Origin of the sequence: Streptomyces sp. MBT53 (assembly GCF_016654115.1) — a bacterium.
In the GTDB taxonomy this organism is placed as follows: domain Bacteria; phylum Actinomycetota; class Actinomycetes; order Streptomycetales; family Streptomycetaceae; genus Streptomyces.
In genome coordinates, this window is the sequence record NZ_JAEQAZ010000011.1 from 20,714 (window position 1) to 44,430 (window position 23,717).

Below are 23,717 nucleotides of genomic sequence, written 5' to 3' on the forward strand. Positions count from 1 at the left end.
AACTCCGCGTACGACTGGGGTATGACACACGGAGGCGTCGCCTCCTCGAAACCCCTAGGGGGAAGACGCCGCCCGCACAGGGCAGTTGACCGGTATCGAGTAGAAACCGTCCTGAATCCGTACATATGGGTGGCAGCACACCGCATCGACCGAAGGGGTCGCCATGCACGCCACCCAGCACCTCACCGGATACGCGGCCACGGGCGCCGCGATCCTGGCACTCGCGCTCGCCGGATGCGGAAGCAGCGGCGGCAGTGGAAACAGCGGCTCGGCCGGCGCTCCGGCCGCGGTCACCACGTCGACGACCCTCATGACCGCGAAGGTCGGCAAGGTGGGCACCGTCGTGACCGACGGCAAGGGGTACGTCCTCTACCGCTTCGACGCCGACTCCGTCCACCCGACGAAGGTCAGCTGCTACGGCACCTGCGCCGTGGTCTGGCCCGCGGCGACCGTCAAGGGCTCCGTCACCGTCAAGGGCATCGACAAGAAGCTCGTCTCGACGGTGAAGCGCTCCGACGGGACCGCCCAGCTCACCCTGGCCGGCTGGCCCCTGTACCGGTACGCCAAGGACGACGAGCCCAAGGAGGCCTACGGCCAGGGCGTGGACGGCACCTGGTGGGCGGTGACGCCCACCGGAGCGAAGGCCACCACCTCCGGCAGCACGGGAAGCAACACGGGAGGGAGCGGCTACTGAACGGGCTCAGCCCGCGCGGTGCACCACCGCGTCGCACATCTCCAGGAGGGCGACCTTGGCGTCGCACTCGGGGAGCGGGGCGAGGGCCGCGCGGGCGTCCTCCGCGTAGCGGACGGTGTCGCGGCGGGCCTGCTCCAGGGCCGGGTGGTCGCGGAGCCGGGAGATGGCCTCGGTGAGGCGGTCGTCGTCCGTGAGGTCGGAGTCGAGGAGTTCGCACAGGGCGATGTCCTCGGCGAGACCGAGGCGGTCCGCGCGCTCCCGGAGCCGTAGCACCGGCAGGGTGGGGATGCCCTCGCGCAGGTCCGTGCCGGGGGTCTTGCCGGACTCGTGGCCGTCGGAGGCGATGTCCAGGACGTCGTCGGCGAGCTGGAAGGCGACGCCGAGCCGCTCGCCGTACTGGGTGAGGACGTCGACGACGGTCTCGTCGCAGCCGGACATCATCGCGCCGAAGCGGCAGGCGACCGCGACCAGGGAGCCGGTCTTGCCGCCGAGCACGTCGAGGTAGTGCTCGACAGGGTCGCGCCCGTCGGAGGGTCCCGCGGTCTCCAGGATCTGGCCGGTGACCAGCCGCTCGAACGCCTCGGCCTGCACGCGCACCGCCTCGGGCCCGAGGTCGGCCAGGGTGTGCGACGCGCGCGCGAAGAGGAAGTCGCCGGTGAGGACCGCGACCGAGTTGCCCCAGCGGGTGTTGGCGCTCTCCACGCCCCGGCGTACGGCGGCCTCGTCCATCACGTCGTCGTGGTAGAGCGTGGCGAGGTGGGTCAGTTCGACGACGACCGCGGAGGGGACGACCCCCGGCGCGTAGGGATCGCCGAACTGTGCGGCGAGCATCACGAGGAGCGGCCTGAACCGCTTCCCGCCCGCGCGCACGAGATGCTGGGCGGCCTCCGTGATGAAGGGCACCTCGCTCTTGGTGGCTTCGAGCAGACCCTCCTCGACTGCCGCCATTCCGGCCTGGACATCGGCTTCCAGAGCCTGGTCCCGCACGCTCAGCCCGAACGGCCCGACGACGGTCACGAGGGGTCTCCTGTCTGCTGGTGTCCCTGGGCGGTCACACGGATTGTCGATAGGTCGCTGCCTTCACTCAAGTCAGCGTATCCGGTCGGCTTTCGATCACAGGTGCCACCCACCACAGTCCAGGCCGGGCGGTATCGGATCACGACCGGTATGTTTTTGATCACCTGATAAGAACGGATAACTATCTATTTAGGTGGAAGCCGCGGATGGTGTCCCGAACCGCACTCGAAGCCGAGCCCGCCGACCAACCACCCCCCGAGGACGACCACGCCTTCCTCGGCCAGCCCAAGGGCCTGCTCACGCTCTCCGGTCTCGAGGTCTGGGAGCGTTTCTCGTTCCTGGGCATGCAGGCCATCCTCGTCCTCTACTTCGCGGATACCGTCGCGCGCGGCGGCATGGGCATGTCGTCCGGAACGGCCGCATCCGTATCCGCAGCCTACGGAACCCTGGTCTATCTCGTCTCGGTCGCGGGCGGCTGGCTCGCCGACCGGATCCTCGGCTCGTACCGCGCGGTCCTGTGGGGCGGGATCCTCATCGCCTGCGGGCACTACGCGATGGCGGTCCCCACGGGCACGATGACCTGGGTGGGCCTCGGTCTCATCAGCGCCGGCACCGGCCTGCTCAAGCCCAACGTGGCCACCATGGTCGGCAAGCTCTACCGCACCGACGACGACCGCCGGGACGCCGGCTTCGCGCTCTACTACATGGCGATCAACATCGGCGCCTTCGCGGGCCCGCTGATCACCGGCTGGCTCGGCGACCACGAGGGCTGGCACTGGGGCTTCTCGGCCGCCGCGGTCGGCATGACCTTCGGGCTGATCCAGTACGTCGCCGGACGACGTCATCTCGCCGGGCGCAGGAACACCGCCGAGTTCGCACTCGCACCGGACGCGCTGCGCCGCGCGGTGCGGCTGATCGTCGTAGGCATCGTGGTGGCCGCCGTGCTCGCGACCGGCCTCGCCCTCGCCGGCTGGCTCACCATGGGCCGCTTCGTCGACCTCCTGACCGTCGTCTCGGTCGTCGCGCCCGTCGTGTACTTCGCGGTGATGTTCACGAGCCCCCGCGTGACCCCCGAGGAACGCGGCCGACTGCGCCCGTACATCGTGCTGTTCCTGGCCTCCACGGTCTTCAACTTCATTCTCTTCCAGGCCTATTCGACGATGATGCTGCTGGCCGCGTCGAACGCCGAGACGACCATCCTGGGCTTCGACTTCCCCGCCAGTTGGTACGCGTCCGCGCTCGGCGCCTTCGAGGTCGGGCTCGCGCCCGTGGTCGCCGCGCTCTGGGTCCGCATGGGCCGCGGCCAGCCGCACGCCTCCAACAAGATCGCGATCGGCGTCGTCCTCGGCGGACTCTCGTTCCTCCTGATGGTCCTGCCGACCAGCGGGCACAGCGGCGACGCCTACCGGATGTCGGCCTGGTGGATCGTCGGCTCGTACTTCCTGCTCGGCCTCGGCGACATCCTCCTGGAGACCTCCGGCATGTCGGCCACCACGAAGCTCGCCCCGGCCGCGTTCTCCAGCCAGACCATGTCCCTCTGGTTCCTGTCCCTCGCCCTCGCGAACGGCATCCAGGCCCAGACGGTGAAGCTCTACGACGACGTCTCCAAGCCGGCCTACTTCGGCGTCAACGGCGCGATCGCGGTGGCCGCGGGCCTCGCGGTGATGGCCGCCGCGCCCTGGCTGCGCCGCACCATGCACCCGGTCCACTGAACCCAGGGGTCCCCTCATGCGCATCCGTACGTCCTTCCCCCACGAGACGGCCCACGAGGACATCCGCATCCCCCTCGCGGACGGAACACGCCTCTACGCGCGCGTGTGGCGCCCGCTGACGGACGAACCCGTACCGGCGCTCCTCGAATACCTCCCGTACCGCCTGACCGACTGGACCGCGCCCCGCGACGCCCAGCGCCATCCCTGGTACGCGGGCCACGGCTACGCCTCCGTCCGCGTCGACGTGCGCGGCCACGGCAACAGCGAGGGCGCACCCGGCGACGAGTACGACGCCCAGGAGCTGGCGGACGGCGTCGAGGTCGTCAACTGGCTTGCCGCGCAACCCTGGTGCACCGGCAAGGTCGGCATGTTCGGCATCTCCTGGGGCGGCTTCAACTCCCTCCAGATCGCCGCCCTCGCCCCGGAACCCCTGAAGGCGATCGTCACCGTCTGCTCGACCGACGACCGCTACGACAACGACGTGCACTACATGGGCGGTTCGGCCCTCGCCGTCGACCTGCACGCCTGGGCCGCCACCATGCTCGCCTTCGTCGCACGCCCGCCGGACCCCGAGTACGCGGGCCTGGTCTGGCGCGACATGTGGCTCAAGCGCCTCGAACAGATCGACCCGTTCATCCACACCTGGCTCGCCCACCAGCTCCGCGACGACTACTGGAAGCACGGCAGCGTCTGCGAGGACTACGGCGCGATCCGGGCCGCCGTCCTGGCGGTGGGCGGCTGGCACGACCCGTACCGCGACACGGTCCTACGGCTCGTCCAGCACCTCCCGCCCGACCGGGTGCGCGGCCTGATCGGCCCGTGGTCCCACCAGTACCCGGACCGGGGTCTGCCGCCAGGACCCGCGATCGGCTTCCTCCAGGAGACGCTGCGCTGGTGGGACCACTGGCTGAAGGGCGAGGACACGGGGGTGGCCACCGATCCGCTCCTGCGCGCCTACGTCAGCGACTCGCATCCTCCGGCCGCGGTCTACGACACCCTGCCCGGCCGTTGGGTCGGCGAGCCCGCGTGGCCCTCGCCGCATGTGAAGACGACGACGTACGGCCTCCGGGGCGCACCCGTGCTGGTGCGCTCCCCCATGCACACCGGGGTGGACGCGGGCCGTTTCTTCCCGTTCGGGAACGACGCCGATCTGCCGCCGGACCAGCGGGACGAGGACGCGCGGTCGGCGTGCTTCGAGTTCGAGGTGCCGGCCGAGACGTGGGTGCTGGGGCGGCCGAGGGTGCGGCTGCGGTTGACCTGCGGTGTGCCGCGCGGGCAGGTGATCGCGCGGCTGTGCGATGTCGCGCCGGACGGCGCCTCGACGCTGGTCACCCGGGGTGTGCTGAACCTGTCGGCGCGGTTCGGGCGGGACCGGGCGGTGTCGTGGACGCCGGGGGTCACGGAGGACGTGACCTTCGAGCTGAACGCCATCGGGCACGCCTTTCCGCCGGGGCATCGGATCCGGCTCGCGGTGTCGTCGGCGTACTGGCCGTGGATCTGGCCGCAGCCGGAGTCGGGGGCGGGGTTCACGCTGGATCCGGAGGGGAGTGCGATGGAACTCCCGGTTCGGGAGCGGGAGTTGGGGCCTGTCATCCGGTTCGACGAGCCCGAGGAGGCCGCGCCCATCGGGGTCAACTACCCCGCCACGCTGGACGAGCCGCGGCCCGAGCGGCTGGTCGTGCGGGATGTGGCGAAGGGCGAATGGCGGCTGGAGGTGGACCCCCGGTACGGCGGCACACGCGTGTATCCGGACGGGCTCGAGTTCACCGAGGACGCGCTGGAGACGTACACGATCGACGAGTCGGACCCGTTGTCCGCCCGTACGCGGTCCGACTGGACGATCCGGCTGCATCGGCCGGAGCTGGGATGGGACACGACCGTGCGGACGCGGTCGGAGATTACTTGCGACGAAACGGACTTTATTACCTCGAATGAGGTGATCTGCACCGAGGGCGGTGAAGTGATCTTTCACCGCACTTGGGAGAAAAGGATTCCGAGAACTGCCAGTTGAGGATGAATGCCCGATTTGCCGTTCTTAATCCCGCCGTGAGTTGGGTCACGCGTTTCTGTGCCTGGCCTGTGGTCCCGCGCGTTCACGTTTCCCCTTGCGGTGATTGACAGTTGAACCTTGGCTTACGCAAAGGATCAAGTGCCCCATACGCCTCAGATCAAGGTCAATAGGGGTTAGGTGTGATTCCGCCACTTGTTCCGGACATGTGCTCTCGCATAGTTTCCGGGCCTGTCGAGCGGAACGCCGAATCCTGCCGCCGCCCGGCATCCCAGTCACGAACTTCTCGCACGGCAGGAGCGGGGGAACCAGGTAAGTCGCCGGACCGGTCAGCACGACCGGGACGGCTTGGGGTTAAGTCACGTCCGTGAGGGCGTGGCCGGGCACCTCCCAGCCCGAACCCGACAGCTCACCTCGCAGGCGACGGAGAGGAACCTCGTCATGCCTGCATCCGCTCAGTCCCGCCGCGCCCGCCTTGTCCGCCGTGTCGTTGTCGCCGGTACCGGTGTCGCGATCCTCGCCCTGCCCGTCGTGGGGGCGACCACCGCGTCGGCCGCGACGACCTCGTCGACCACGGTCGCCGGGTACCCCAACACCCTTGACGGGTGGATCCGTGAGTCCCTCGCGATCATGGCGCAGAAGGGGATTCCGGGGACGTACAACGGGATCTACCGCAACGTGATCCGTGAGTCGTCCGGCAACCCGTACGCGATCAACAACTGGGACTCCAACGCGGCGGCCGGTACGCCGTCCAAGGGGCTGCTCCAGGTGATCGACCCGACGTTCAACGCGTATCACGTTGCCGGGACTTCGTTCGACCCGTACGACCCGGTTGCGAACATCACGGCTGCTTGCAACTACGCGGCGGCGGTTTATGGGTCGATCGACAACGTGTACGGCGCTTACTAGAAACTGTGGGATCAGCCACGACGGGTTGTGCTTTGAGTGGCACCGCCGTCGTGGCTGGTCGCGCCCGCGCGGCGGAGCCGCAAATTGACACAGCCCCGCGCCCCTAAAGGCCTTAGCTGAGCAGCCTTTCCAGTACCACCGCAATTCCGTCGTCCTCGTTCGACTTCGTCACCTCGTCCGCCACCGCCTTGAGTTCGGGGTGGGCGTTGGCCATCGCCACTCCGTGGGCCGCCCAGTCGAACATCGGGATGTCGTTCGGCATGTCGCCGAAGGCGATGGTGTCGGACGGGGTCAGGCCCAAGTGGTGGGCCGCCAGGGCCAGGCCCGTCGCCTTGGTGATGCCGAGTGGCTGGAGTTCGACGGTGCCGGGGCCCGACATGGTGACCGAGGCCAGGGAACCGACCACCGAGCGCGCCGTGGACGCCAACTCGTCGTCCTCCAGGGCCGGGTGACGGAGCAACACCTTGCTGATCGGTTCGCACCACAGGTCGTCGCGCTTCCCCACCCGCACCGCGGGGAGCGTGGGGTGCGGCATCAAGTAGCCGGGCTCGATGAGGGTGAGGCCGTCCACTCCGTCCTGGTCGACCGCCGCGTACACCTGGCCCACCTCCGCCTCGATCTTGCCGAGCGCGGTCTCCGCCAGCTCACGGTCCAGGGTGACCGACCAGAGCAGACGGTCCGCGCCGGCGTCGTACAACTGCGCGCCCTGTCCGCACACCGCGAGCCCCCTGCTGCCGAGATCTTCGAGGAGCGGGCGCACTCTCGGGGCGGGCCTGCCGGTGACGACCAGGTGCCGGGCGCCGGCCGCCGCCGCCCTCGCGAGTGCGATGCGGGACCGGTCGGAGAGCGTGTCGTCGCCGCGCAGCAGCGTCCCGTCCAGGTCGGTGGCGATCAGTGCATATGCGAGGGGTGCGGCCATGATCAGAGAATACGGATGGAACGCCCCACCGACTCGACACGAACCGGACGGCTGCTGCCTTCACATCCGTTGACCCGAGTTCCGGTTGGTTTGACAGTCACGGCGGTTATGCCGACTCCCGGATCACCAGTTCGGTGGGCAGGATCACGCCCGCCGTGTCCTCGCCGGCGATCTGCGCCAGGAGCATGCGGACCATCTCGGCGCTGATGCGGTCGTAGGGCTGGCGCATGGTCGTGAGGGCGGGGGTGATCGCCGTGGCCGCCGCCGAGTCGTCGAAGCCTCCGACAGCGATGTCATCCGGGACCGAACGGCCGGATTGCTGAAGGGTGTTGACCACTCCCAGGGCCATGAGGTCGGAGGCCACGAACACCGCGTCTATGTCGGGGGCCTGCGTCAGGAGTCTGCGGGCCGCTTCCTCGCCTCCCGTGCGGCGGTAGTCGCCCTCGACCACGAGGGTCGGGTCATGCGGCAGCCCCGCTTCGGTGAGGACATCGCGGTAGCCGGCCAGGCGGTCGGGGCCGCCGGGGGCGTCGAGCGGGCCGGTGACCATTGCGATGCGGCGTCTGCCGCGGGAGATGAGGTGGCGGACCATTTCCTGGGCGCCGTCGCGGTCGGCCGCGGCCACGTAGCTGTACTTGGAGGCGGGGCCGAGCGGTTTGCCGCAGGCCACCAACGGGATACCCGCGTCGCGGAGTTCGGCCGCCACCGGGTCGCCGCTGTGGTTGGAGACGAGGAGGACGCCGTCCACGTGGCCCGAGGTGATGTAGCGGGTGAGGCGGCGGCGGTCGTCCTTCGAGGAGGCCAGCATCAGGAGCAGCGGGATGTCGTGGCGGGCCAGATGTTCGGTGCAACCCCGCAGCAGGACATTGAAGTTGGGGTCCTCGAAGAACTTCTCCTGCGGCTCGGTGAGGAGGAACGCCACCGAGTCCGACCGTCCGGTGCTCAGGGAGCGGGCGTGCCGGTTGACGACGTAGCCCGTCTTCCTGATCGCCGTCTCCACGGCGGTGCGGGCGGCCGGTGAGACGTAGTGGCCGCCGTTGAGGAAACGGGAGACGGTGCCCCGGGAGACCCCTGCCTCCCGGGCCACGTCGTGGATGGTGGGCGGTTTACGGCGTCCGTTCGGACTGGTGGTCATGGTCCTCGTTCTGCCGGTTCAGTGGGGGGAGTTGGCGCTCGGTACCTGTCTCACGCCTTGACCGAGCCGCTCAGCAGGTCCAGGGACCAGAACCGCTGGATCACCAGGAACAGCGCGATCAGCGGCAGGATCGCGAGGAAGCAGCCCATGATGACCAGGGTGTAGAGGGCGGGTTGGGAGGCGCCCTGGTTGAGCAGGGTGTAAAGGCCCAGTGTGAGCGGGAACTTGTTGTCGTCCGCGAGCATCACGTACGGCAGCAGGAAGTTGTTCCAGATGCCGACGAACTGGAACAGGAACACCGTGATGAGCCCCGGCATCATCATGGGCACCGCGATCCGCGAGAAGATCCGCCACTCGCTCGCGCCGTCCATGCGGGCCGCTTCGAGGAGTTCGTTCGGTACCGAGGCCGCCGCGTAGATGCGGACGAGGTAGACGCCGTAGGGGGAGAGGATCGACGGGAGGAGCATCGACCAGTACGAGTCGGCCAGGCCCAGCTTCGACAGGAGCAGGTACTGCGGGACCGTGAGGACGATGCTCGGGACGAGGACGCCCGCCAGCATCAGCTTGAAGACGAACTCCCGTCCCCTGAAGGCGAATCGGCCCAGCGCGTAGCCGCCGGCGGCCGAGACCGCGGCGGAGAGCAGGGCGCCGCCGCCCGCGTAGACAAGGGAGTTGACCATCCACTCCCAGTAGATGCCGTCCCGGTAGGAGCTCAACTCCTTGAGGTTGTCGAGGAATCCGGTGCCGGGGGCGAAGGTGAAGGTGGAGAAGAGTTCGCCCTGGCCCTTGCTGGCCGCGATGACCACCCAGGCCACGGGGATCAGGCAGTACAGCGAGCCGAGGATCAGCACCAGGGTGGGCACCCAGGCGGTGCGCTTCGCCTTGCCGAGGCCCTGGTCGGCGTCGGCGGTGAGGGTGAGGGGGGTCATGCCCGGTCCTCCCGGGTGTAGCGGTCGGAGACGCGCAGCAGGGTGAAGGAGAGCGCGAAGGTGGCCAGGGCCAGCACCACCGCGGTGGCGGAGGCGCCGTAGATGTCCGACCTGAGGAAGGCGGCGTCGTAGATGGCCATCAGCGGACTCCAGGAACCGGAGATGCCGTTGGTCAGCGGCTTGAGGGCCATGGGCTCGGTGAAGACCTGGAGGGTGGCGATGACCGAGAAGAAGAACGTGAGCACGAGGGAGGGCAGCACGATCGGGATCTTGATCCGCAGCGCGATCTTCAGGTCGGAGGCGCCGTCGATGCGGGCGGCCTCGTAGATCTCCTGCGGGATCGAGCGCAGGGCCGTGTAGATGACGATCATGTTGAAGCCCGTGCCGCCCCACACCGCGATGTTCGCGAAGGACAGATACAGGTTGCCGCCGTCGAACAGGTCCGGCTGCGGGAGGTGGAACTCGCGCAGCAGGTAGTAGAAGGGGCTGACCGTCGGGAGGTAGAGGAAGCCCCACATGAGGGCGGCGATGATGCCGGGGACGGCGTACGGCAGGAAGATCGCGAGCCGGGCGAACTTGGCGCTGCGCGCCTGCGGGGTGTCCAGCATCAGCGCGAAGACCAGGGCCAGACCGAGCATCGTGGGGATGACGATCAGGCCGTAGCCGAAGGCGCGCAGGACGCTGTGGCCGAACTCGGAGTCGTTCAGGACGTCGGTGTAGTTGCCGATGCCGTTCCACACCTGCTGACGGGCGCCCTTGCCGAGGCCGAGGCCCTTGACCTGGACCTTGTGGAGACTGAGCCACACCGCGTACCCGATCGGTACGACGGTGAAGGCGGCGAACAGGAGCACGGCCGGTACCAGGAACCAGTACGGCGCGCTGCGGCCACGGCGGCGGATGCGGCGGGGGCGGACGGTGGTGGCGGTGCCGTCCGCCAAGGGCCCGGCCGACGCGCGGTCGGAGCCCTTGAGCGGAGTGGCGGTCATGCCTCGGTCACCTTGAAGCCCTGCTTCTTCATGTCGGTGAAGGTCGCCGACTGCATGGTGGCGAGCGCGGTGTCGAACTGCGCGGCCTTCTTCGCCTTGGTGGCCTTGCCGAACGCGTCGCTGAAGGTGTCGTAGGCGACCTGGACGTTCGGGCCCCAGGCGGAGGCGGCCGTGGTGGCGGCGATCTTCGCGGCGGTGTCGTAGAAGTCGGTCTGGTTCGGGAAGAACGCGGGGGTGGTGAGGATCGAGCCGGACTGGCCCTTGGTGGCCGCCGGGTAGATGCCGGCCTCCTTGACCAGGGCGGCCAGCGCCTCCGGGTCGGTGTTCAGCCAGTTCGCGAACTTGACCGCGGCCTCGGCGTGCTTGGAGTCGGTGGAGACGCCGGTGGAGGAACCGCCCCAGCTGCCGGTGACGCTCTCGCCCGCGCTCCACTGCGGCAGCGGCGCCATCCGCCACTTGCCCTTGGTGTCGGGGGCCGAGCTGACCAGCACACCGGGCGCCCACACGGCGGACACCCAGGCGATGTTGGTGCCCTTGTTCAGCGCGTTGTTCCAGGCCGGCGTGTACATCGGCTGGTTCTCGATCACACCCTCCTGGACCAGACCGCCCCAGAAGTCCGCGACCTTCTTGGTGGCCGCGTCGTCGATGCCCACGGTCCACTTGCCGCCGTCGCCCACGGTCCACCACTTGGCACCGGCCTGCTGCGCCAACCCGGCGAACAGACCGGGGTCGTTGGAGGAGAACGTGGTCAAGTAGGCGTTCGGCAGGGCCTTCTTGGCGGCGCGGGCGGTCTTGGCGAAGTCGTCCCAGGTGGTGGGGACGGTCAGGTTGTGCTGCTTGAACAGATCCTCGCGGTAGAAGAACATCAGCGGCCCGGAGTCCTGCGGTATCGCGTACACGGCGTCGGTGCCGAGCGTGACCATGCCCCAAAGGCCCTCGGCGAACTCGGACTTGACGGACTTCGCGTACTTCGAGATGTCCGCGAGGACGTCGTTGGAAACCAGCGTCGGCAGCGACTGGTACTCGACCTGGATCAGGTCGGGGGCGTTGCCCGCCTTCTTCGCGGTGATCAGCTTGGAGACGATGTCCTTGCCGGCGGCCTGCTTGGAGACGGTGACCGTGATGTCCGGGTTCTTCTTGTTCCAGATCGCGGCGACCTTCTCCATGTTCGGCGCCCAGGTCCAGTAGGTCAGCTTGACGGGCCCGCTGCTCTTGCCGGAGCCGGAGTCGTCGTCGGAACCGCCGCAGGCGGCGAGGGTGCCGGTGAGGCCGACAGCTGCTGCCCCGGCAAGGATGCTGCGCCTGCTGAACTGGTGGCGGTGGATCGACATCTTCATCTCCCCTGACTGAGTGCGAGCCTGTCCACGGCTCTGTGACCGTGCACAGTAGAGAATTGTTTCGGACCCTTGTCAATGGGTGTCGCCTGGGGTTACCTACTTGTTGCTGATGGGTTGGAGCCGCGACCATCCATGTGCACGATCACAGAAACAGCCATCTACTTCGGGAGTGAACCTATGCCGTCCCCCGTCCCCCACGACCGTCTGCCGCTCGCCTTCGGAGGTGACTACAACCCCGAGCAGTGGCCGCGGGAGGTCTGGGAGGAGGACGTACGGCTGATGCGGGAGGCCGGTGTCACGGCGGTCTCGCTCGGCGTCTTCTCCTGGGCCCGTCTCGAGCCGCGGCCGGGCGAGTACGACTGGGAGTGGCTGGACACGGTGATCGGCCTGCTGCACGGGGCGGGCATCGCGGTGAACCTCGGCACGCCCACGGTCGTACCGCCGGCGTGGTTCTACCGCGCGCACCCCGACGCGCTGCCGGTGACACGGGAGGGCGTGCGCCTCGCCTTCGGCTCGCGGGGCGCGATCTGCCACTCGAACCCGGCGTATCGGTCGGCGGCGGCCACGATCACGACGGCGCTGGCCGAGCGCTACGGCAGCCACCCGGCCGTCGTCCTGTGGCACGTCCACAACGAGTACGGCGCCCCGGTCCTCGCCTGCTACTGCGATGTCTGCGCGGCGGCCTTCCGGGTCTGGCTGCGTGCGCGCCACGACACCCTCGACGCCCTCAACCACGCCTGGGGAACGGCATTTTGGGGCCAGCAGTACGGCGACTGGGAGGAGATCACCCCGCCGCGCGCGACCCCGTCCGTATGCAATCCCACCCAGCAACTCGACTACCACCGCTTCGCCGACGCGCAGGCCCGCGCCAACTTCGTCGCCGAGCGGGACATCCTGCACCGCCTCTCTCCCGGCATCCCGGTCACCACCAACTTCATGGTCGCGCCGAGCCAGGGCCAGACCGTCGACTACTGGGCCTGGGCCAAGGAGGTCGACCTCGTCACCAACGACCACTACCTGATGACCGACGGCCGCCGCACCCACGTGAACCTGGCGCTGGCAGCCGACTTGACCCGCTCGGTGGCGGGCGGGGGCCCGTGGCTGCTGCTGGAACACGCGACGTCCGGGGTCAACTGGCAGCCGTACAACCCCGCGAAGCGCCCCGGCGAGATGGCGCGGAACTCACTCGGGCATGTGGCACGCGGTTCCGAGGGCGCGATGTTCTTCCAGTGGCGGCAGTCGCAGTCGGGCGCGGAGAAGTTCCATACGGCGATGCTGGCGAACTCCGGTACGGACAACCGGGGTTGGCGCGAGGTGACGGAACTCGGGCGCCGGGTGGGGGACTTGAGCCGGGCCGGGCTGCGGGGCACCCGGACACGCGGTGACGTGGCGATGGTGTGGTCGTGGCACTCGTGGTGGGCGCAGAGCCTGGAGTGGCGGCCGAGCCAGGACCTGGACGCGCGGGAACGCCTGGACTCCTTCTACGAGGCGCTCTACGACCGGCACTTGACGGTGGACTTCCTGCCGCCGACGGGGCTGGCGGACCTGGACCCGGCACGATATCCGCTGCTGGTGGTACCGCAGTTGTACTCCGCTCCGGCGGGGATCGGCGCCGACCTGGAACGGTACGTGTCGCGGGGCGGCACGCTGCTGGTCTCCTTCTTCTCCGGGATCGTCGACGAGAACGACACGCTGCATCCGGGCGCGTATCCGGGCGCGCTGCGGGACGTACTCGGCCTGACCGTCGAGGAGTTCGACCCGCTGCTGCCGGGCGAGACGGTGTCTGTGCGGGGTGCGGACGGGTCGTCGTACACGGCGGACCTCTGGTCGGAGGTCGTGATCCCGGGTGCGGGATGCGAGACGGTCGCGGTGTTCGCGGACGGTCGTACGGCGGGCGGGGCGGCGCTGACGCGGCACGCGGTGGGGTCGGGTTCGGCGTGGTACCTGGCGACCCGTCTGACCGGCGCCGACCTGGCCGCCGTGGTGGACCTGGCCCTCGCGGACGCGGGCATCACGCCGGTCGATCTGCCGCGCGACGTCGAACTCGTCGTACGGGAGGGCGAGTCGGAGACGTTCCGCTTCGCGGTGAACCACACCGGGAGCGAGGTGAAGGTGGTGTTGCCGGACGGGACCCGGGCGGCGGTACCGGCGGGCGGGGTGGAGGTCTTCCGCACCCCACGCTGACCCCGGCTCGACTCAACTCACTTGTCTCTTTGGTTACTTGGGTTACTTGGTGAAAGGAAGTCCTGTGATGCGCAGACGCAGTGTTCTTACGGCGGCCGGTGCCGCCGCGCTCGCGATACCGGTGTTGGGCGCGACACCCGCGATGGCCGCCGACCGGCGCCGGTTGGAGATCCGGGGCATGGACATCTCGTCCCTCCCCAAGGACGAGGCGTACGGCGCGGTGTACCGCCGGGCGGACGGCCGCAGGGACGACCCGATCCGCATCCTCGCGGACGCCGGAGTGACGCACGCCCGTCTCAAGGTCTGGGTGAACCCGGCCGACGGCTACAACAACAAGAAGCACATCCTGCCGCTGGCCAAGCGGCTGCGGCGGGCCGGGATCGGCATCTGGGTCGACTTCCACTACTCCGACACCTGGGCCGACCCGTCCCACCAGACCAAGCCGGCGGCCTGGGCGGACCTGGACGTGGCGGGCCTGACGAGGGCGGTCTACGACCACACCGCCGACGTGCTGGGCGCGCTGCGCCGCCAGGGCACCCCGGCCGACCTGGTCCAGATCGGCAACGAGATCAACGGCGGCCTGCTCTGGCCCACCGGCAAGAACTGGGGTGACGACGCCGGGGGTTGGGGCAACCTGACGGCCTTCCTGAAGGCGGGCCTGAACGCCGCCCACGACACGACCCCCCGCATCCGCACGATGCTCCACATCGCGTCGGGCGGCGACAACGGCACGTCGCGCTGGTGGTACGACAACGTGGTGGCCGACGGGGTGGACTTCGACATCATCGCCCAGTCGTACTACCCGTTCTGGCACGGCGCCCCAGCGGCTGCGGCGGCCAACCTGGCGGATCTGGCGGCGCGTTACGACAAGCCGGTGCTGATCGCGGAGACGGCGTACCCGTTCACGCTGGCGAGCGAGGACGCGACGAACGACATCATGTACGACCCCTCACAGCTCACGGAGGGCTACCCGGCGACCCCCGCGGGCCAGGCGGCATGGCTGCGCACGGTGGCGGACCTGATGGTGGACGTCCCCGGCGGAAAGGGCCTCGGCTACTGCTACTGGGAAGGCGTCTGGACCTACCGCAAGGGCGACGGCTGGGACCCGACCGACCCGACGTCCGGCAACGCGTGGGAGAACCTGGCCCTGTTCGACTTCGACGACAGGGCGCTGCCGGGCCTGAGGACACTGGGCCGCTACCGGTCGTAGAGCCACTGGGGTCACGTGTCCGGTATTTGCCACCGCTCCCGCCCTAGACCAGCCACTTTCCGTCACGCATGAGGGTCCGTCCGGCCATCTCGGGAACCGTCCCCCACGCCTGCAGCACCTGCGGGGTGACCTGGAAGAAGACGTACGAGGGGTGGTCCTCGCGGGGGTCCCAGCCGTCCTTGGCGGCGAACGCGTCGCCCACCCCGGCCGGAAGCTCCTCGCGGGTCAGCACGCGCGCGGTGCCGTGGATCAGGACCACGTCCCGGCTGTGGCCGAAGCTGAGCCGGACCCGGCCCGAGGAACACAGGTTGCGCCCGGTCGGGTTGGTGTCGCGGGTGGACAGCCACACCGCCTCGCCGTCCCACCAGAAGGCCAGCGGAACGAGGCACGGTTCACCGGTGGCGTCGGCGGTGGCGACCCACACGTCGTTGTCCCGCGCGAGTCGCTCGAGCGCCTCGCGCTTGCGCTGCTCCGAGCTACGGGGGCCGCCGGGTCGAGAGTCAACTGCCGTCATGCGGGGAGACTATGGCGTCCGGCGCCCGACCGCATCCGACGGCGGACCTACGTCGCAAGGCGGACTCGTGCGCGGGGGCCGTGCCCTGCCTGTCAGGCGTCGTCGGAACTCCGCACGAGGGATCCGCCGATCCCGAAGGACAACGCCTTTTGGTCTCTGCTCAGTGAGCGCCGCATGGCATTGACCAACTGCACCTGCGCCCGGGCGGGCGCCCTGCTCGCCCGGGCGAACTCCTCCTGGCTCAACGGATCACGCGTAGCGTCGCGTGCCGGGTCGCGCGCCACCGTGTCCAGGAACCCGTTGACGGCCTTGCCGAAGTTGTCGATCTCGGTCGCGACGGCCGCAGGCGCGACCAGACTGGCGCGGGTCAGTGCCGCGCTCCACTCGCTCCAGTCGTAGTCCCATCCCTGCCGGCCGGCATGCGCGCGGCTGATGGTCATCGTGAACTTGGCGTAGTGGCTGATCAGTTCCTGGTAGGCGAGCAACTGCTTGTCCCGCAGCCACTGACGGTCCTGGGCCCGGTGCGTGACGATGCCCCCGACCAGGACCCCGACCGTGGCAGACAGCGCCCCGACGCCCGTTGTCAGCAGTGTGTCCAGCAGTGCCACAACAGGCCCCGCATTCCCCGTCGTTCGACCATCGGCGGCCCGAACCTACAACCCTCGGCATGCATCATCCAGGCATGCTCACCCCCGAACAACGCGACCGCACCCCGCGCCCGAGGGAGCCGTCGTGGCGAACACTCTTCGGCACTCCAGCGGACCGTCGACCGCGTACGGCGAGAAGGTGACGTGTCGGGGGGTGTCCGCCCGCAGCGGTTGGCGCGTCAACACCCCGAAAATCTTGCGAGACCGATTCCGCGCCGTTCCGAGGACGGACACCCCCCGACGCGGCACCGACCCACAACGAACCGGGGGCGAACCACCCGCACACTGCCGACCACCGCAACCCACAAGCCACCCCACCGAACCAGAACCCCGCCGAGCCCTGAATGCGACAATCACCACCACGGCCCACCTACGGCCGATGCTCACGGAGCTACGGAGCTGACGCAACGCATGGGCACGACCACACACATCGACCTCATCCCCGTCCCGTCCGGCCAGGTCACCCTCTCCGACCGCCGCACGGAACGCAGTTGGACGGTCGACCTCGCCGCCTTCGAGCTCGGCACCCTCCCCGTCACCCAGGCCCAGTACGCCCAGGTCACCGGCCAACACCCCAGCACCGCCCCCGGCAACGACCGCCTCCCCGTGGAGACCGTGTCCTGGCTGGACGCCGTACTCTTCTGCAACTCCCTATCACTACAAGACGAGTTGACACCCGCGTACGACATCCAGGGCGAGACCGTCGTACCCGCCCCCTCCGCCGACGGCTACCGCCTCCCCACCGAGGCCGAGTGGGAGTACGCCTGCCGCGCCGGGACGACCGGCCCCCGCTACGGGCCGCTCGACGACATCGCCTGGCACCGCGGCAACTCCGAGGAACGGCCCCACGAACCGGGCGGCCGACTCCCCAACCCGTGGGGCCTGCACGACATGCTGGGCAATGTGTGGGAGTGGTGCTGGGACCTCTACGACCCGGAGGTCTACGGCACCTATCGGGTACTGCGCGGCGGCGGATGGTTCGACGAGCACTGGAGCTGCCGTGCCTCGGTACGCCGTCGAAGCCACCCGACCTTCCGCGTCGACGACGTGGGCTTCCGCGTCGCCCGATCGTCGACCGCAAAAAACTGACGACCCGCCAACTACCCGTGCGCCGCCGCCAGATGCTTCGCCAGCCGCGGCGACGCGAACTCCGTGCCGCACACGAACCGCATCACCGGCCCGTACGACGACGCGGCCGGCAGCCCCGTGAAGTAGACACCCGGCACCGAGGACACATACCCCGCACCGAGCTTCGGCGTCCCCCTGCTCACCGCCAACTGCGTACGCAGCTCATGCCCCAGGAAGTCCATCGCCGCGATGTCGACCCGATAACCCGTCGCCGAGATGACGTGGTCGGCGCCGAGGCGCTCGGTACCACCGCCGTGCGTGCCGACCGTCAGAACCGGACGGCCTGCCTCCGCGTCCGCCCGTACGATCCGGTCGACCTCGCTGACCTGCACCTTCCCCTCGAACCGCTCGCGCAGCCACCACGCGCCGAGCGGACCGAGCACCCGGCGGACCAGGTAGTGACGGGTCCCCTCGGGGAGATAGCGGTACGGCTGCGGGTAGTAGCTCAGCGCCCACAGCGACCACGCCCGCCCGAACGGCGACTCGGGACGCAGCTTCGGCTGCTCCCACGGCGCCGCGCCGAACGCGACCCGCCCCCGCCCGCGCGAGACGATCCGGACCTGCGCGCCCGCCTCCGCCGCGAGTACCGCCGTCTCCAGCGCGGACTGCCCGGCGCCGACGACGATCAGCTCCTTGCCCTTGAACCCGCTGAGGTCGTGGTGCTGGGAGCTGTGCGAGACGGGACCGGTGGGTGCGGGGCCGTCGGCCGCCGCTGCGGCCAGCTCGGGCGGGAGGTGGGCCAGGCCGTACAGACCCGTCGCCACCACGACCGCGCGGGCCGTGAACAACTCCCCCGAATCCAGCTTGAGTTCGAAGCCGCCGCCCTTGTTCCGGTCGGCGTTCCGGTCCACCGACACGACCCGTACCCGCTCCAGCTCGGGCACCAGCTTCTGCTGGAACCACTCGCCGTAGCCGATGAAGGTCTCGACGGGGATGATGTCCTCGTCGGTGACCAGGCGGGGGATGCCGGCCGCGTCGCAGTAGTCGACGAGGTTGTGGCCGGGCTGCGGGGCGTCGAAGTTGGAGGCGGCCGGGGTCGACTTCAGGAGCATTCCGGCCGGCATGTGGTCGCGCCAGCTGACCATGGGCTCGCCGAAGACACGGACCGGGATGCCGCGCGCCCGCAGATGCGCGGCGGTGGACAGGCCGAACGGGCCGGCGCCGATGATTGCTACCGGTTGAATCACGAAGTCCCTCCCCAGGACGTCATTTCGCCACTTCGTGCTGAAGCTGCCGCCAACTGCCACAGGCCACTGGCCACTTGGCCACAGACCACTTGGCCACAGACCACTTGGCCACAGGCCTATTGCTGGCTGCCGCCACTCGTGCTGCTGCCGCGCCGGTTGGTGCGCCACAGCTGATACAGGTGCTTCGCGCCCGGCCGCACGAAGCGAGCGAGCATCGTGAAGAACGGCCGCAGGTCGTCACCCGCGAGCCAGGCCAGCTCGGTCCCGCTCGCCTTCGCCGGTGCGTGCGGCGTCGTATAGCCGCTGCGGCGGTAGGCGAGGAGGGCGGGCAGGTCGATGTTCTCCACGATGTACCGGTGGCCGGCGCGCTGTTCCCCCTCCGGGACGGGGCGGCCGGTCAGGTCGAGGTGCATGGCGCGGACGACGTCCACCCCCGACTCGTTCTCGAAGAGTCGGAACTGGGCGCCCATGCGGGGGTTGAAGTCGAGCAGTTTGTACTGACCGTCGCGCCGGTCGAAGCGCAGGTCGAGGTCGATGATTCCGGTGAAGCCGATCTGTTTGATGAAACGCGCGGCGAGATCCGCGAGTTCCGGATTGTCCACGACATACGCATTTGCCGTCATGCCCGCGTGCGGCGGCCAGGAGCGCACCTTGACGCCGGTGAACATGGCGAGCGGGGTGGAGTCCTGGTCGAAGTAGGCGTGCACGATCCAGTCCTCGGCGTCCTCCCTCGGGAGGTACTCCTGGAGGATCACGCCGGGGTGCTCGCCCCAGTCACGGGCGAGCGCGAGCAGTCCCTCGCGGGTGGTGATCTTCGTCGTGCCGTTCACCGCGGGCTGGGAGCGTCGTACGAACGCCTCCCGGTTCTTGGCCACGATCGGGAAGCGGGCCTTCTCCGCGAAGTCGACTATGTCGTCGTAGGACTGCGGGAAGGCGGCCGTGGGGCTGGGTATGCCGTGTTCCACGCAGAGTTCGTGGAGTCCCTGTTTGCTGGCGAGGTGGCGCGGCAGCTTCGGATCGACGCGCGGTAACAGGAAGCGGTCGGTCAACGCGTCCTGGTGCTCGGCGATCAGGACCGCGGCCTCCTCGTCGGTGGGGATGAGGACGGTGGGACGGCCGATGCGGCGCCCGATGCGCAGCAGTCCCTCCACGAGTCGTTCGGGTTCCTCGGTGCCGGTCGTCGGCCAGACGAACGCACGTTCCAGATAACGGGACACCGCGGCCGGCGTGTATCGGTCCTCCGTGATTGCATACATCGGCACGCCGAGACGGCCGAGACTGCGGATCGCGCCCACCCCGCCGTGATGCAGCGGATAGGCGCCGAATTTCACGATCAGGCCCGGCACCGAGCGGTCGGCCTCGAAAGGCACGCTGCCGGTGCGTTTGGCCACGGGTCCCCCCACGTGTCCCCCCTACGGACCGGACCCACCCCGTCCGTGTCCCCCAAAGGACGCTAAGCCGGAATTGCCTCCTCCGACAAGGCCTATTCGGACATTGCGAACTCTTTAGACACTGCCGGTCCCTGCAACTCACCCGTAACGTGTGGCGCGGCCACATGCGAGTACGTACGAGAGTGAGGCAGCACGCCATGCCCCCCTTCGATCTTCCCGAGGGCGATCCCTTCGGCCCGCACAACCTTCCCTACGGCGTCTTCTCGCCCCTCGGCTCGGACGAACGGACCGTCGGCGTCCGCTACGGCGACCAGGTGCTCGACGCGGGCGCCGCCGCCGCCGCGCTCGGCTCGCCGTACGTCTCCCTGCTCGCGCACCCCACGCTCGGCCCGCTGCTCGCCGCGGGCCGTACGGCCTGGTCCGACGTCCGGCGCGCGCTGACCGCGTGGGTGACGGTGCCGTCCCACCAGGAGACGGTCGCCCCCTTCCTCCACCCCCTCTCCGCGGTGACCCTGCACCTCCCCTTCGAGGTCGCGGACTACGTCGACTTCTACGCCTCCGAGAACCACGCCCGGAACGTGGGCCGCATCTTCCGCCCCGACGCGCCCGACTCCCTGACCCCCAACTGGAAGCACCTGCCCATCGGTTACCACGGCCGCTCGGGCACGATCGTGGTCTCGGACACGGATGTCGTACGACCGTCCGGACAGCGGAAGTCCCCGTCCGACCCGGCGCCCGTCTTCGGCCCTTCCGTCCGCCTGGACATCGAGGCTGAGGTCGGCTTCGTGGTCGGGACGCCGTCGCGGATGGGCGAGCCGGTCGCCCTCGCCGACTTCCGCGAACACGTCTTCGGCCTGTGCCTCCTCAACGACTGGTCCGCACGCGACATCCAGGCCTGGGAGTACGTCCCCCTCGGCCCGTTCCTCGGCAAGTCCTTCGCCACGTCGGTGTCGGCGTGGATCACCCCGCTGGACGCGCTGGAGGACGCGCGGACCGCGCCCCCCGAGCGCACCCACACGCTCCTCCCCTATCTGGACGACTCGGCGGAGGAGCCCGGCGGCTACGACCTCCGCATCTCGGTCGCGATCAACGGTCACGTCGTCTCCGAGCCGCCGTTCTCCACCATGTACTGGACGGCCGCACAGCAGCTCGCCCAGATGACGGTCAACGGCGCCTCCCTGCGCACCGGCGACCTGTACGGCTCCGGCACGGTCAGCGGGCCGGCGGAACGCGAGCGCGGTTCGCTGCTGGAGCTGACCTGGAACGGCCGCGACGCCCTCGAACTCCCGGACGGCAAGCGGACGTTCCTGGAGGACGGCGACGTCGTGACCCTGTCGGCCTGGGCACCGGGGGCGAACGGGACCCGGGTGGGGCTCGGCGAGGTCACCGGACGGATCGTGGGGCGGGACTGAGGTGAGTTGCGGGCGGGAGCGGTGAGGCGGCTCGCGGACCGGGGCGGAGGCGGGTCGCGGGCGAGGCCCGAGGGCGGCTCGTGGGCCGGAGTCGGGGCGGTCGCGAGCGCGTTCGGTGCTCGCCGTACACCTGACTCCGGCCGCCCGGACCGTCATACTGACGGCGGACGGGCCCACACCTCGTGCGCTCGCCCTCGGGTACAGCCGCACCCGCGCCCCCGTTCGTCCCTCTGTCTGTGCCGTTGACCAGGATCCGGAGCCCGTGGCATGACTGTCTGCCTGCTCCTGCTGAGCGTCGTCGCCCTCTCGGCCGCCGTGCCGGTTCCGCGCGCGCTGACCCGGGCCGGGTGGCCCGAGCGGGAACCCGTGGTCGGCCTGTGGGTGTGGCAGTGCCTGGTCGCGACCGTTCTGCTGTGCTGTCTGGGCGCCCTGGTGCTGGGCGCGGCGGCCGTCTTCCACACCGTCCGCGACCATGTCTTCGCCCCGGCCCCGCCCGCGGTCACCGCGGCCTACGACCTCTCCGCCGCCCCCGTCTGGGCCGTCGCCCTCACGCTGTCGCTGGCGTGCGGCGCGGCCTGGACCACGGCGATGCTGGCCCGCGAACTCGCCGAGGCCCGCCGCCGGCGCGGACTGGCCCGCGCCCTGCTGCGCGAGCGCGCCCCCGACCTGCCCGCCGGGCTGCCCCCCGCACGGGGTCCCCTCCTCGTCCTGGAGGACGAGTACCCGGACGCCTGGTGGATGCCGGGCCATCCGCCCCAACTGGTCGTCACCACGGGGGCGTTGCACCGCCTCACCGGCCACCAGCTCGACGCGGTCCTCACCCACGAACGCGGTCACGCCCGCGCCCACCACGACTGGCTGCTGCATCTGTCGACGGCGCTGGCCTCCGGTTTTCCGCACGTCCCGCTGTTCGCCCACTTCTGCGACCAGACCCACCGGCTGGTGGAACTCGCCGCCGACGACACCGCGTCCCGCCAATGCGGCCACCTGACCACGGCGTTGGCGCTGATCGAGCTGAACAACCACCGGGGCGTCCTCTCCTGCGCCTCCAGCCACCGCCTCCTCGGTGAACGGGTCGACCGTCTCCTGGACCCCCGCCCCCGCCTGGGCCGCCGTCGCCGCGCCCTGACGACGACGGTCGCGACGCTGGTCCCCCTTCTCCCGCTGCTGATCGTGTTCGCGCCGGGACTGACCGCGCTGAGCTGACCGCCTCGCGCGCACCTGGCAGATGTCTCCCGTCGGCCGCCGTCCGCCCAGCTCAGCAGCCCTGTCGTGAGTGACGGCGGTGGCGCAACACTCCCGCAACACTCTGTTCCCTACCGGCTCGCTATGGTTCGAAACATGCCACCCACGGACCGCATCCGCGACCACGCCGGACAGGGCGCGACCACCGTCGCCGCCCACCGCGCGCGGCGCCGGCTGCGTGCCGACCAGGCCCGGCAGCTCGCCGATCTGCTGCGCCACGAGCTGCTGGCCGACGGCTTCCCGGACGGCACGCTCCCGCACGAGAGCACCCTCGCCACCGAGTACGGCGCCTCCCGCAACACGGTCCGCCAGGCCCTGGACCTGCTGCGCGCGGAAGGTCTCGTCGACCGCCTCCCCGGTGTCGGCACGGTCGTCGTCGCGCGGAAGTACCCGCACGGCCTGGACCGGTTGATGGGCCTCGCGGAGACCCTGCGCGAACACGGCCAGGTCACCAACGAGGTCCGCACCATGGGCCCCGCGCCGGCACCGGCCCCCGTCGCCGAACGCCTCCACGTCCAGCCCGGCACCGACGTCCTCTACATCGAACGCCTGCGCCGCCTCAACGGCATTCCCCTCTCCCTCGACCTCACCTACCTCCCGCTCGACATCGGCACCGCGCTGCTCGACGCCGACTTGGAGAACACCGACGTCTTCCGCCTCCTGGAGACCATCACCGGCCAGGGCCTCGGCCACGCCGAGATCACCCTGGAGGCCGTCAACGCGGACGCCCACTCCGCCGCCGTGCTCGAAGCCCCGCGCGGCGCGGCCGTCCTGATGCTGGAACGCCTCACCCACCTCGCCGACGGCCGCCCGGTCGACCTGGAGTTCATCCGCTTCCGCGGCGACCGCATCACCATGAGCGGCCTGCTGCACCGCTCCGTCTGATCTCTCCCTCCTGCCTGTACCTCCCTGGAGACAGCCATGCCCTTGGCGCCCCAGCGGGCCGACGTGCCCGTGACCATCGACGAGTCGAAGTGCATCGACGGCTGCACCCTGTGCGTCGACATGTGCCCGCTGGACTCCCTGGCCATCGACGAGAGCAACGGCAAGGCCTACATGCACGTCGACGAGTGCTGGTACTGCGGCCCGTGCGCGGCCCGCTGTCCCACCGGAGCCGTCACGGTCAACATGCCCTATCTGCTCCGGTGAGAGG

General features: G+C 69.8%; 21 protein-coding genes and 1 riboswitch. Of the genes, 11 read left to right on the forward strand and 10 right to left on the reverse strand.

All coding sequences use genetic code 11. The features are described from left to right. Nucleotides 1-163 precede the first annotated feature (163 nt). Nucleotides 164-694 (forward strand): hypothetical protein, encoded by a 531-nt coding sequence (locus JHN45_RS06390; protein ID WP_200711647.1) that lies wholly within the window; start codon nucleotides 164-166, stop codon nucleotides 692-694. Nucleotides 695-700: 6 nt separating this feature from the next. Here the strand turns inward: JHN45_RS06390 and JHN45_RS06395 are convergent, their stop codons facing one another. Further along, on the reverse strand, nucleotides 701-1,711 hold the full coding sequence (locus JHN45_RS06395; RefSeq protein WP_200711648.1) for a polyprenyl synthetase family protein: 1,011 nt from the start codon (nucleotides 1,709-1,711) through the stop codon (nucleotides 701-703). Nucleotides 1,712-1,917: 206 nt separating this feature from the next. Between JHN45_RS06395 and JHN45_RS06400 the strand changes: the two genes are divergently transcribed. From JHN45_RS06400 to JHN45_RS06410, 3 genes are all read left to right on the forward strand, one after another. Further along, entirely contained in the window at nucleotides 1,918-3,423 is a 1,506-nt protein-coding gene (locus JHN45_RS06400) for a peptide MFS transporter (protein ID WP_200711649.1), read from the forward strand. A gap of 16 nt (nucleotides 3,424-3,439) precedes the next feature. Next, nucleotides 3,440-5,434 carry a CocE/NonD family hydrolase gene (locus tag JHN45_RS06405; RefSeq protein ID WP_200711650.1) on the forward strand — a complete coding sequence of 665 codons (1,995 nt, stop codon included), beginning with the start codon at nucleotides 3,440-3,442 and terminating at the stop codon, nucleotides 5,432-5,434. Between the two features lie 231 nt (nucleotides 5,435-5,665). Further along, nucleotides 5,666-5,867: riboswitch (cyclic di-AMP (ydaO/yuaA leader) on the forward strand. 5 nt (nucleotides 5,868-5,872) lie between these two features. Beyond that, nucleotides 5,873-6,340 (forward strand): transglycosylase SLT domain-containing protein, encoded by a 468-nt coding sequence (locus JHN45_RS06410; RefSeq protein WP_200711651.1) that lies wholly within the window; start codon nucleotides 5,873-5,875, stop codon nucleotides 6,338-6,340. 112 nt (nucleotides 6,341-6,452) lie between these two features. On the opposite strand, the gene JHN45_RS06415 is transcribed toward JHN45_RS06410, so the two are convergent. The 5 genes from JHN45_RS06415 to JHN45_RS06435 all read right to left on the reverse strand — a co-directional run bounded on the left by JHN45_RS06415 (nucleotide 6,453) and on the right by JHN45_RS06435 (nucleotide 11,646). Beyond that, a complete protein-coding gene (locus JHN45_RS06415) occupies nucleotides 6,453-7,259 on the reverse strand; it encodes an HAD family hydrolase (protein ID WP_200711652.1) in 807 nt (268 codons plus the stop codon). A 106-nt stretch (nucleotides 7,260-7,365) separates the two neighbouring features. Beyond that, entirely contained in the window at nucleotides 7,366-8,394 is a 1,029-nt protein-coding gene (locus JHN45_RS06420) for a LacI family DNA-binding transcriptional regulator (protein WP_200711653.1), read from the reverse strand. Nucleotides 8,395-8,444: 50 nt separating this feature from the next. Then, entirely contained in the window at nucleotides 8,445-9,323 is an 879-nt protein-coding gene (locus JHN45_RS06425; RefSeq protein ID WP_200711654.1) for a carbohydrate ABC transporter permease, read from the reverse strand. Continuing rightward, entirely contained in the window at nucleotides 9,320-10,309 is a 990-nt protein-coding gene (locus tag JHN45_RS06430; RefSeq protein WP_200711655.1) for a carbohydrate ABC transporter permease, read from the reverse strand. The genes JHN45_RS06425 and JHN45_RS06430 overlap by 4 nt, the downstream gene beginning before the upstream one ends. Beyond that, entirely contained in the window at nucleotides 10,306-11,646 is a 1,341-nt protein-coding gene (locus tag JHN45_RS06435) for an ABC transporter substrate-binding protein (protein WP_200711656.1), read from the reverse strand. The genes JHN45_RS06430 and JHN45_RS06435 overlap by 4 nt, the downstream gene beginning before the upstream one ends. Before the next feature lie 177 nt (nucleotides 11,647-11,823). Here JHN45_RS06435 and JHN45_RS06440 point away from each other — a divergent pair, with 177 nt between their 5' ends. Beyond that, nucleotides 11,824-13,830: a beta-galactosidase gene (locus tag JHN45_RS06440; protein ID WP_200711657.1), complete on the forward strand. Its 2,007-nt coding sequence runs from the start codon at nucleotides 11,824-11,826 to the stop codon at nucleotides 13,828-13,830. Nucleotides 13,831-13,897: 67 nt separating this feature from the next. Continuing rightward, nucleotides 13,898-15,040: an arabinogalactan endo-1,4-beta-galactosidase gene (locus JHN45_RS06445; RefSeq protein WP_200711658.1), complete on the forward strand. Its 1,143-nt coding sequence runs from the start codon at nucleotides 13,898-13,900 to the stop codon at nucleotides 15,038-15,040. Nucleotides 15,041-15,083: 43 nt separating this feature from the next. Here the strand turns inward: JHN45_RS06445 and JHN45_RS06450 are convergent, their stop codons facing one another. Beyond that, a complete protein-coding gene (locus tag JHN45_RS06450; RefSeq protein WP_200711659.1) occupies nucleotides 15,084-15,554 on the reverse strand; it encodes a pyridoxamine 5'-phosphate oxidase family protein in 471 nt (156 codons plus the stop codon). Between the two features lie 92 nt (nucleotides 15,555-15,646). Beyond that, nucleotides 15,647-16,162, reverse strand: a complete 516-nt coding sequence (locus JHN45_RS06455; protein ID WP_200711660.1) for a hypothetical protein — start codon at nucleotides 16,160-16,162, stop codon at nucleotides 15,647-15,649. A 450-nt stretch (nucleotides 16,163-16,612) separates the two neighbouring features. Here JHN45_RS06455 and JHN45_RS06460 point away from each other — a divergent pair, with 450 nt between their 5' ends. Continuing rightward, the gene (locus JHN45_RS06460) at nucleotides 16,613-17,290 is read left to right on the forward strand and encodes a formylglycine-generating enzyme family protein (RefSeq protein WP_200717483.1); all 678 of its coding nucleotides are present in this window, start codon (nucleotides 16,613-16,615) and stop codon (nucleotides 17,288-17,290) included. 11 nt (nucleotides 17,291-17,301) lie between these two features. Here the strand turns inward: JHN45_RS06460 and JHN45_RS06465 are convergent, their stop codons facing one another. After that, nucleotides 17,302-18,516: an NAD(P)-binding domain-containing protein gene (locus JHN45_RS06465; RefSeq protein WP_200717484.1), complete on the reverse strand. Its 1,215-nt coding sequence runs from the start codon at nucleotides 18,514-18,516 to the stop codon at nucleotides 17,302-17,304. A gap of 116 nt (nucleotides 18,517-18,632) precedes the next feature. Further along, nucleotides 18,633-19,907, reverse strand: coding sequence for an ATP-grasp domain-containing protein (locus JHN45_RS06470; RefSeq protein WP_307783045.1), 1,275 nt, complete (start codon nucleotides 19,905-19,907; stop codon nucleotides 18,633-18,635). A gap of 197 nt (nucleotides 19,908-20,104) precedes the next feature. Between JHN45_RS06470 and fahA the strand changes: the two genes are divergently transcribed. The 4 genes from fahA (at nucleotide 20,105) to JHN45_RS06490 (ending at nucleotide 23,713) form a co-directional block, all read left to right on the forward strand. Then, a complete protein-coding gene (gene fahA / locus JHN45_RS06475) occupies nucleotides 20,105-21,319 on the forward strand; it encodes a fumarylacetoacetase (RefSeq protein ID WP_200716344.1) in 1,215 nt (404 codons plus the stop codon). Nucleotides 21,320-21,586: 267 nt separating this feature from the next. After that, the gene (locus JHN45_RS06480; RefSeq protein ID WP_200716343.1) at nucleotides 21,587-22,525 is read left to right on the forward strand and encodes a M56 family metallopeptidase; all 939 of its coding nucleotides are present in this window, start codon (nucleotides 21,587-21,589) and stop codon (nucleotides 22,523-22,525) included. Between the two features lie 135 nt (nucleotides 22,526-22,660). Continuing rightward, on the forward strand, nucleotides 22,661-23,449 hold the full coding sequence (locus tag JHN45_RS06485) for a GntR family transcriptional regulator (protein ID WP_200716342.1): 789 nt from the start codon (nucleotides 22,661-22,663) through the stop codon (nucleotides 23,447-23,449). 36 nt (nucleotides 23,450-23,485) lie between these two features. Continuing rightward, entirely contained in the window at nucleotides 23,486-23,713 is a 228-nt protein-coding gene (locus tag JHN45_RS06490; protein WP_010986276.1) for a ferredoxin family protein, read from the forward strand. Nucleotides 23,714-23,717: the final 4 nt, after the last annotated feature.

Coding starts and splice junctions, on each gene's coding strand:
- JHN45_RS06390 (WP_200711647.1), top strand. CDS start 164: ATGCACGCCACCCAGCACCTCACCGGATACGCGGCCACGGGCGCCGCG.
- JHN45_RS06400 (WP_200711649.1), top strand. CDS start 1,918: ATGGTGTCCCGAACCGCACTCGAAGCCGAGCCCGCCGACCAACCACCC.
- JHN45_RS06405 (WP_200711650.1), top strand. CDS start 3,440: ATGCGCATCCGTACGTCCTTCCCCCACGAGACGGCCCACGAGGACATC.
- JHN45_RS06410 (WP_200711651.1), top strand. CDS start 5,873: ATGCCTGCATCCGCTCAGTCCCGCCGCGCCCGCCTTGTCCGCCGTGTC.
- JHN45_RS06415 (WP_200711652.1), bottom strand. CDS start 7,259: ATGGCCGCACCCCTCGCATATGCACTGATCGCCACCGACCTGGACGGG.
- JHN45_RS06420 (WP_200711653.1), bottom strand. CDS start 8,394: ATGACCACCAGTCCGAACGGACGCCGTAAACCGCCCACCATCCACGAC.
- JHN45_RS06425 (WP_200711654.1), bottom strand. CDS start 9,323: ATGACCCCCCTCACCCTCACCGCCGACGCCGACCAGGGCCTCGGCAAG.
- JHN45_RS06430 (WP_200711655.1), bottom strand. CDS start 10,309: ATGACCGCCACTCCGCTCAAGGGCTCCGACCGCGCGTCGGCCGGGCCC.
- JHN45_RS06435 (WP_200711656.1), bottom strand. CDS start 11,646: ATGAAGATGTCGATCCACCGCCACCAGTTCAGCAGGCGCAGCATCCTT.
- JHN45_RS06440 (WP_200711657.1), top strand. CDS start 11,824: ATGCCGTCCCCCGTCCCCCACGACCGTCTGCCGCTCGCCTTCGGAGGT.
- JHN45_RS06445 (WP_200711658.1), top strand. CDS start 13,898: ATGCGCAGACGCAGTGTTCTTACGGCGGCCGGTGCCGCCGCGCTCGCG.
- JHN45_RS06450 (WP_200711659.1), bottom strand. CDS start 15,554: ATGACGGCAGTTGACTCTCGACCCGGCGGCCCCCGTAGCTCGGAGCAG.
- JHN45_RS06460 (WP_200717483.1), top strand. CDS start 16,613: ATGGGCACGACCACACACATCGACCTCATCCCCGTCCCGTCCGGCCAG.
- fahA (WP_200716344.1), top strand. CDS start 20,105: ATGCCCCCCTTCGATCTTCCCGAGGGCGATCCCTTCGGCCCGCACAAC.
- JHN45_RS06480 (WP_200716343.1), top strand. CDS start 21,587: ATGACTGTCTGCCTGCTCCTGCTGAGCGTCGTCGCCCTCTCGGCCGCC.
- JHN45_RS06485 (WP_200716342.1), top strand. CDS start 22,661: ATGCCACCCACGGACCGCATCCGCGACCACGCCGGACAGGGCGCGACC.
- JHN45_RS06490 (WP_010986276.1), top strand. CDS start 23,486: ATGCCCTTGGCGCCCCAGCGGGCCGACGTGCCCGTGACCATCGACGAG.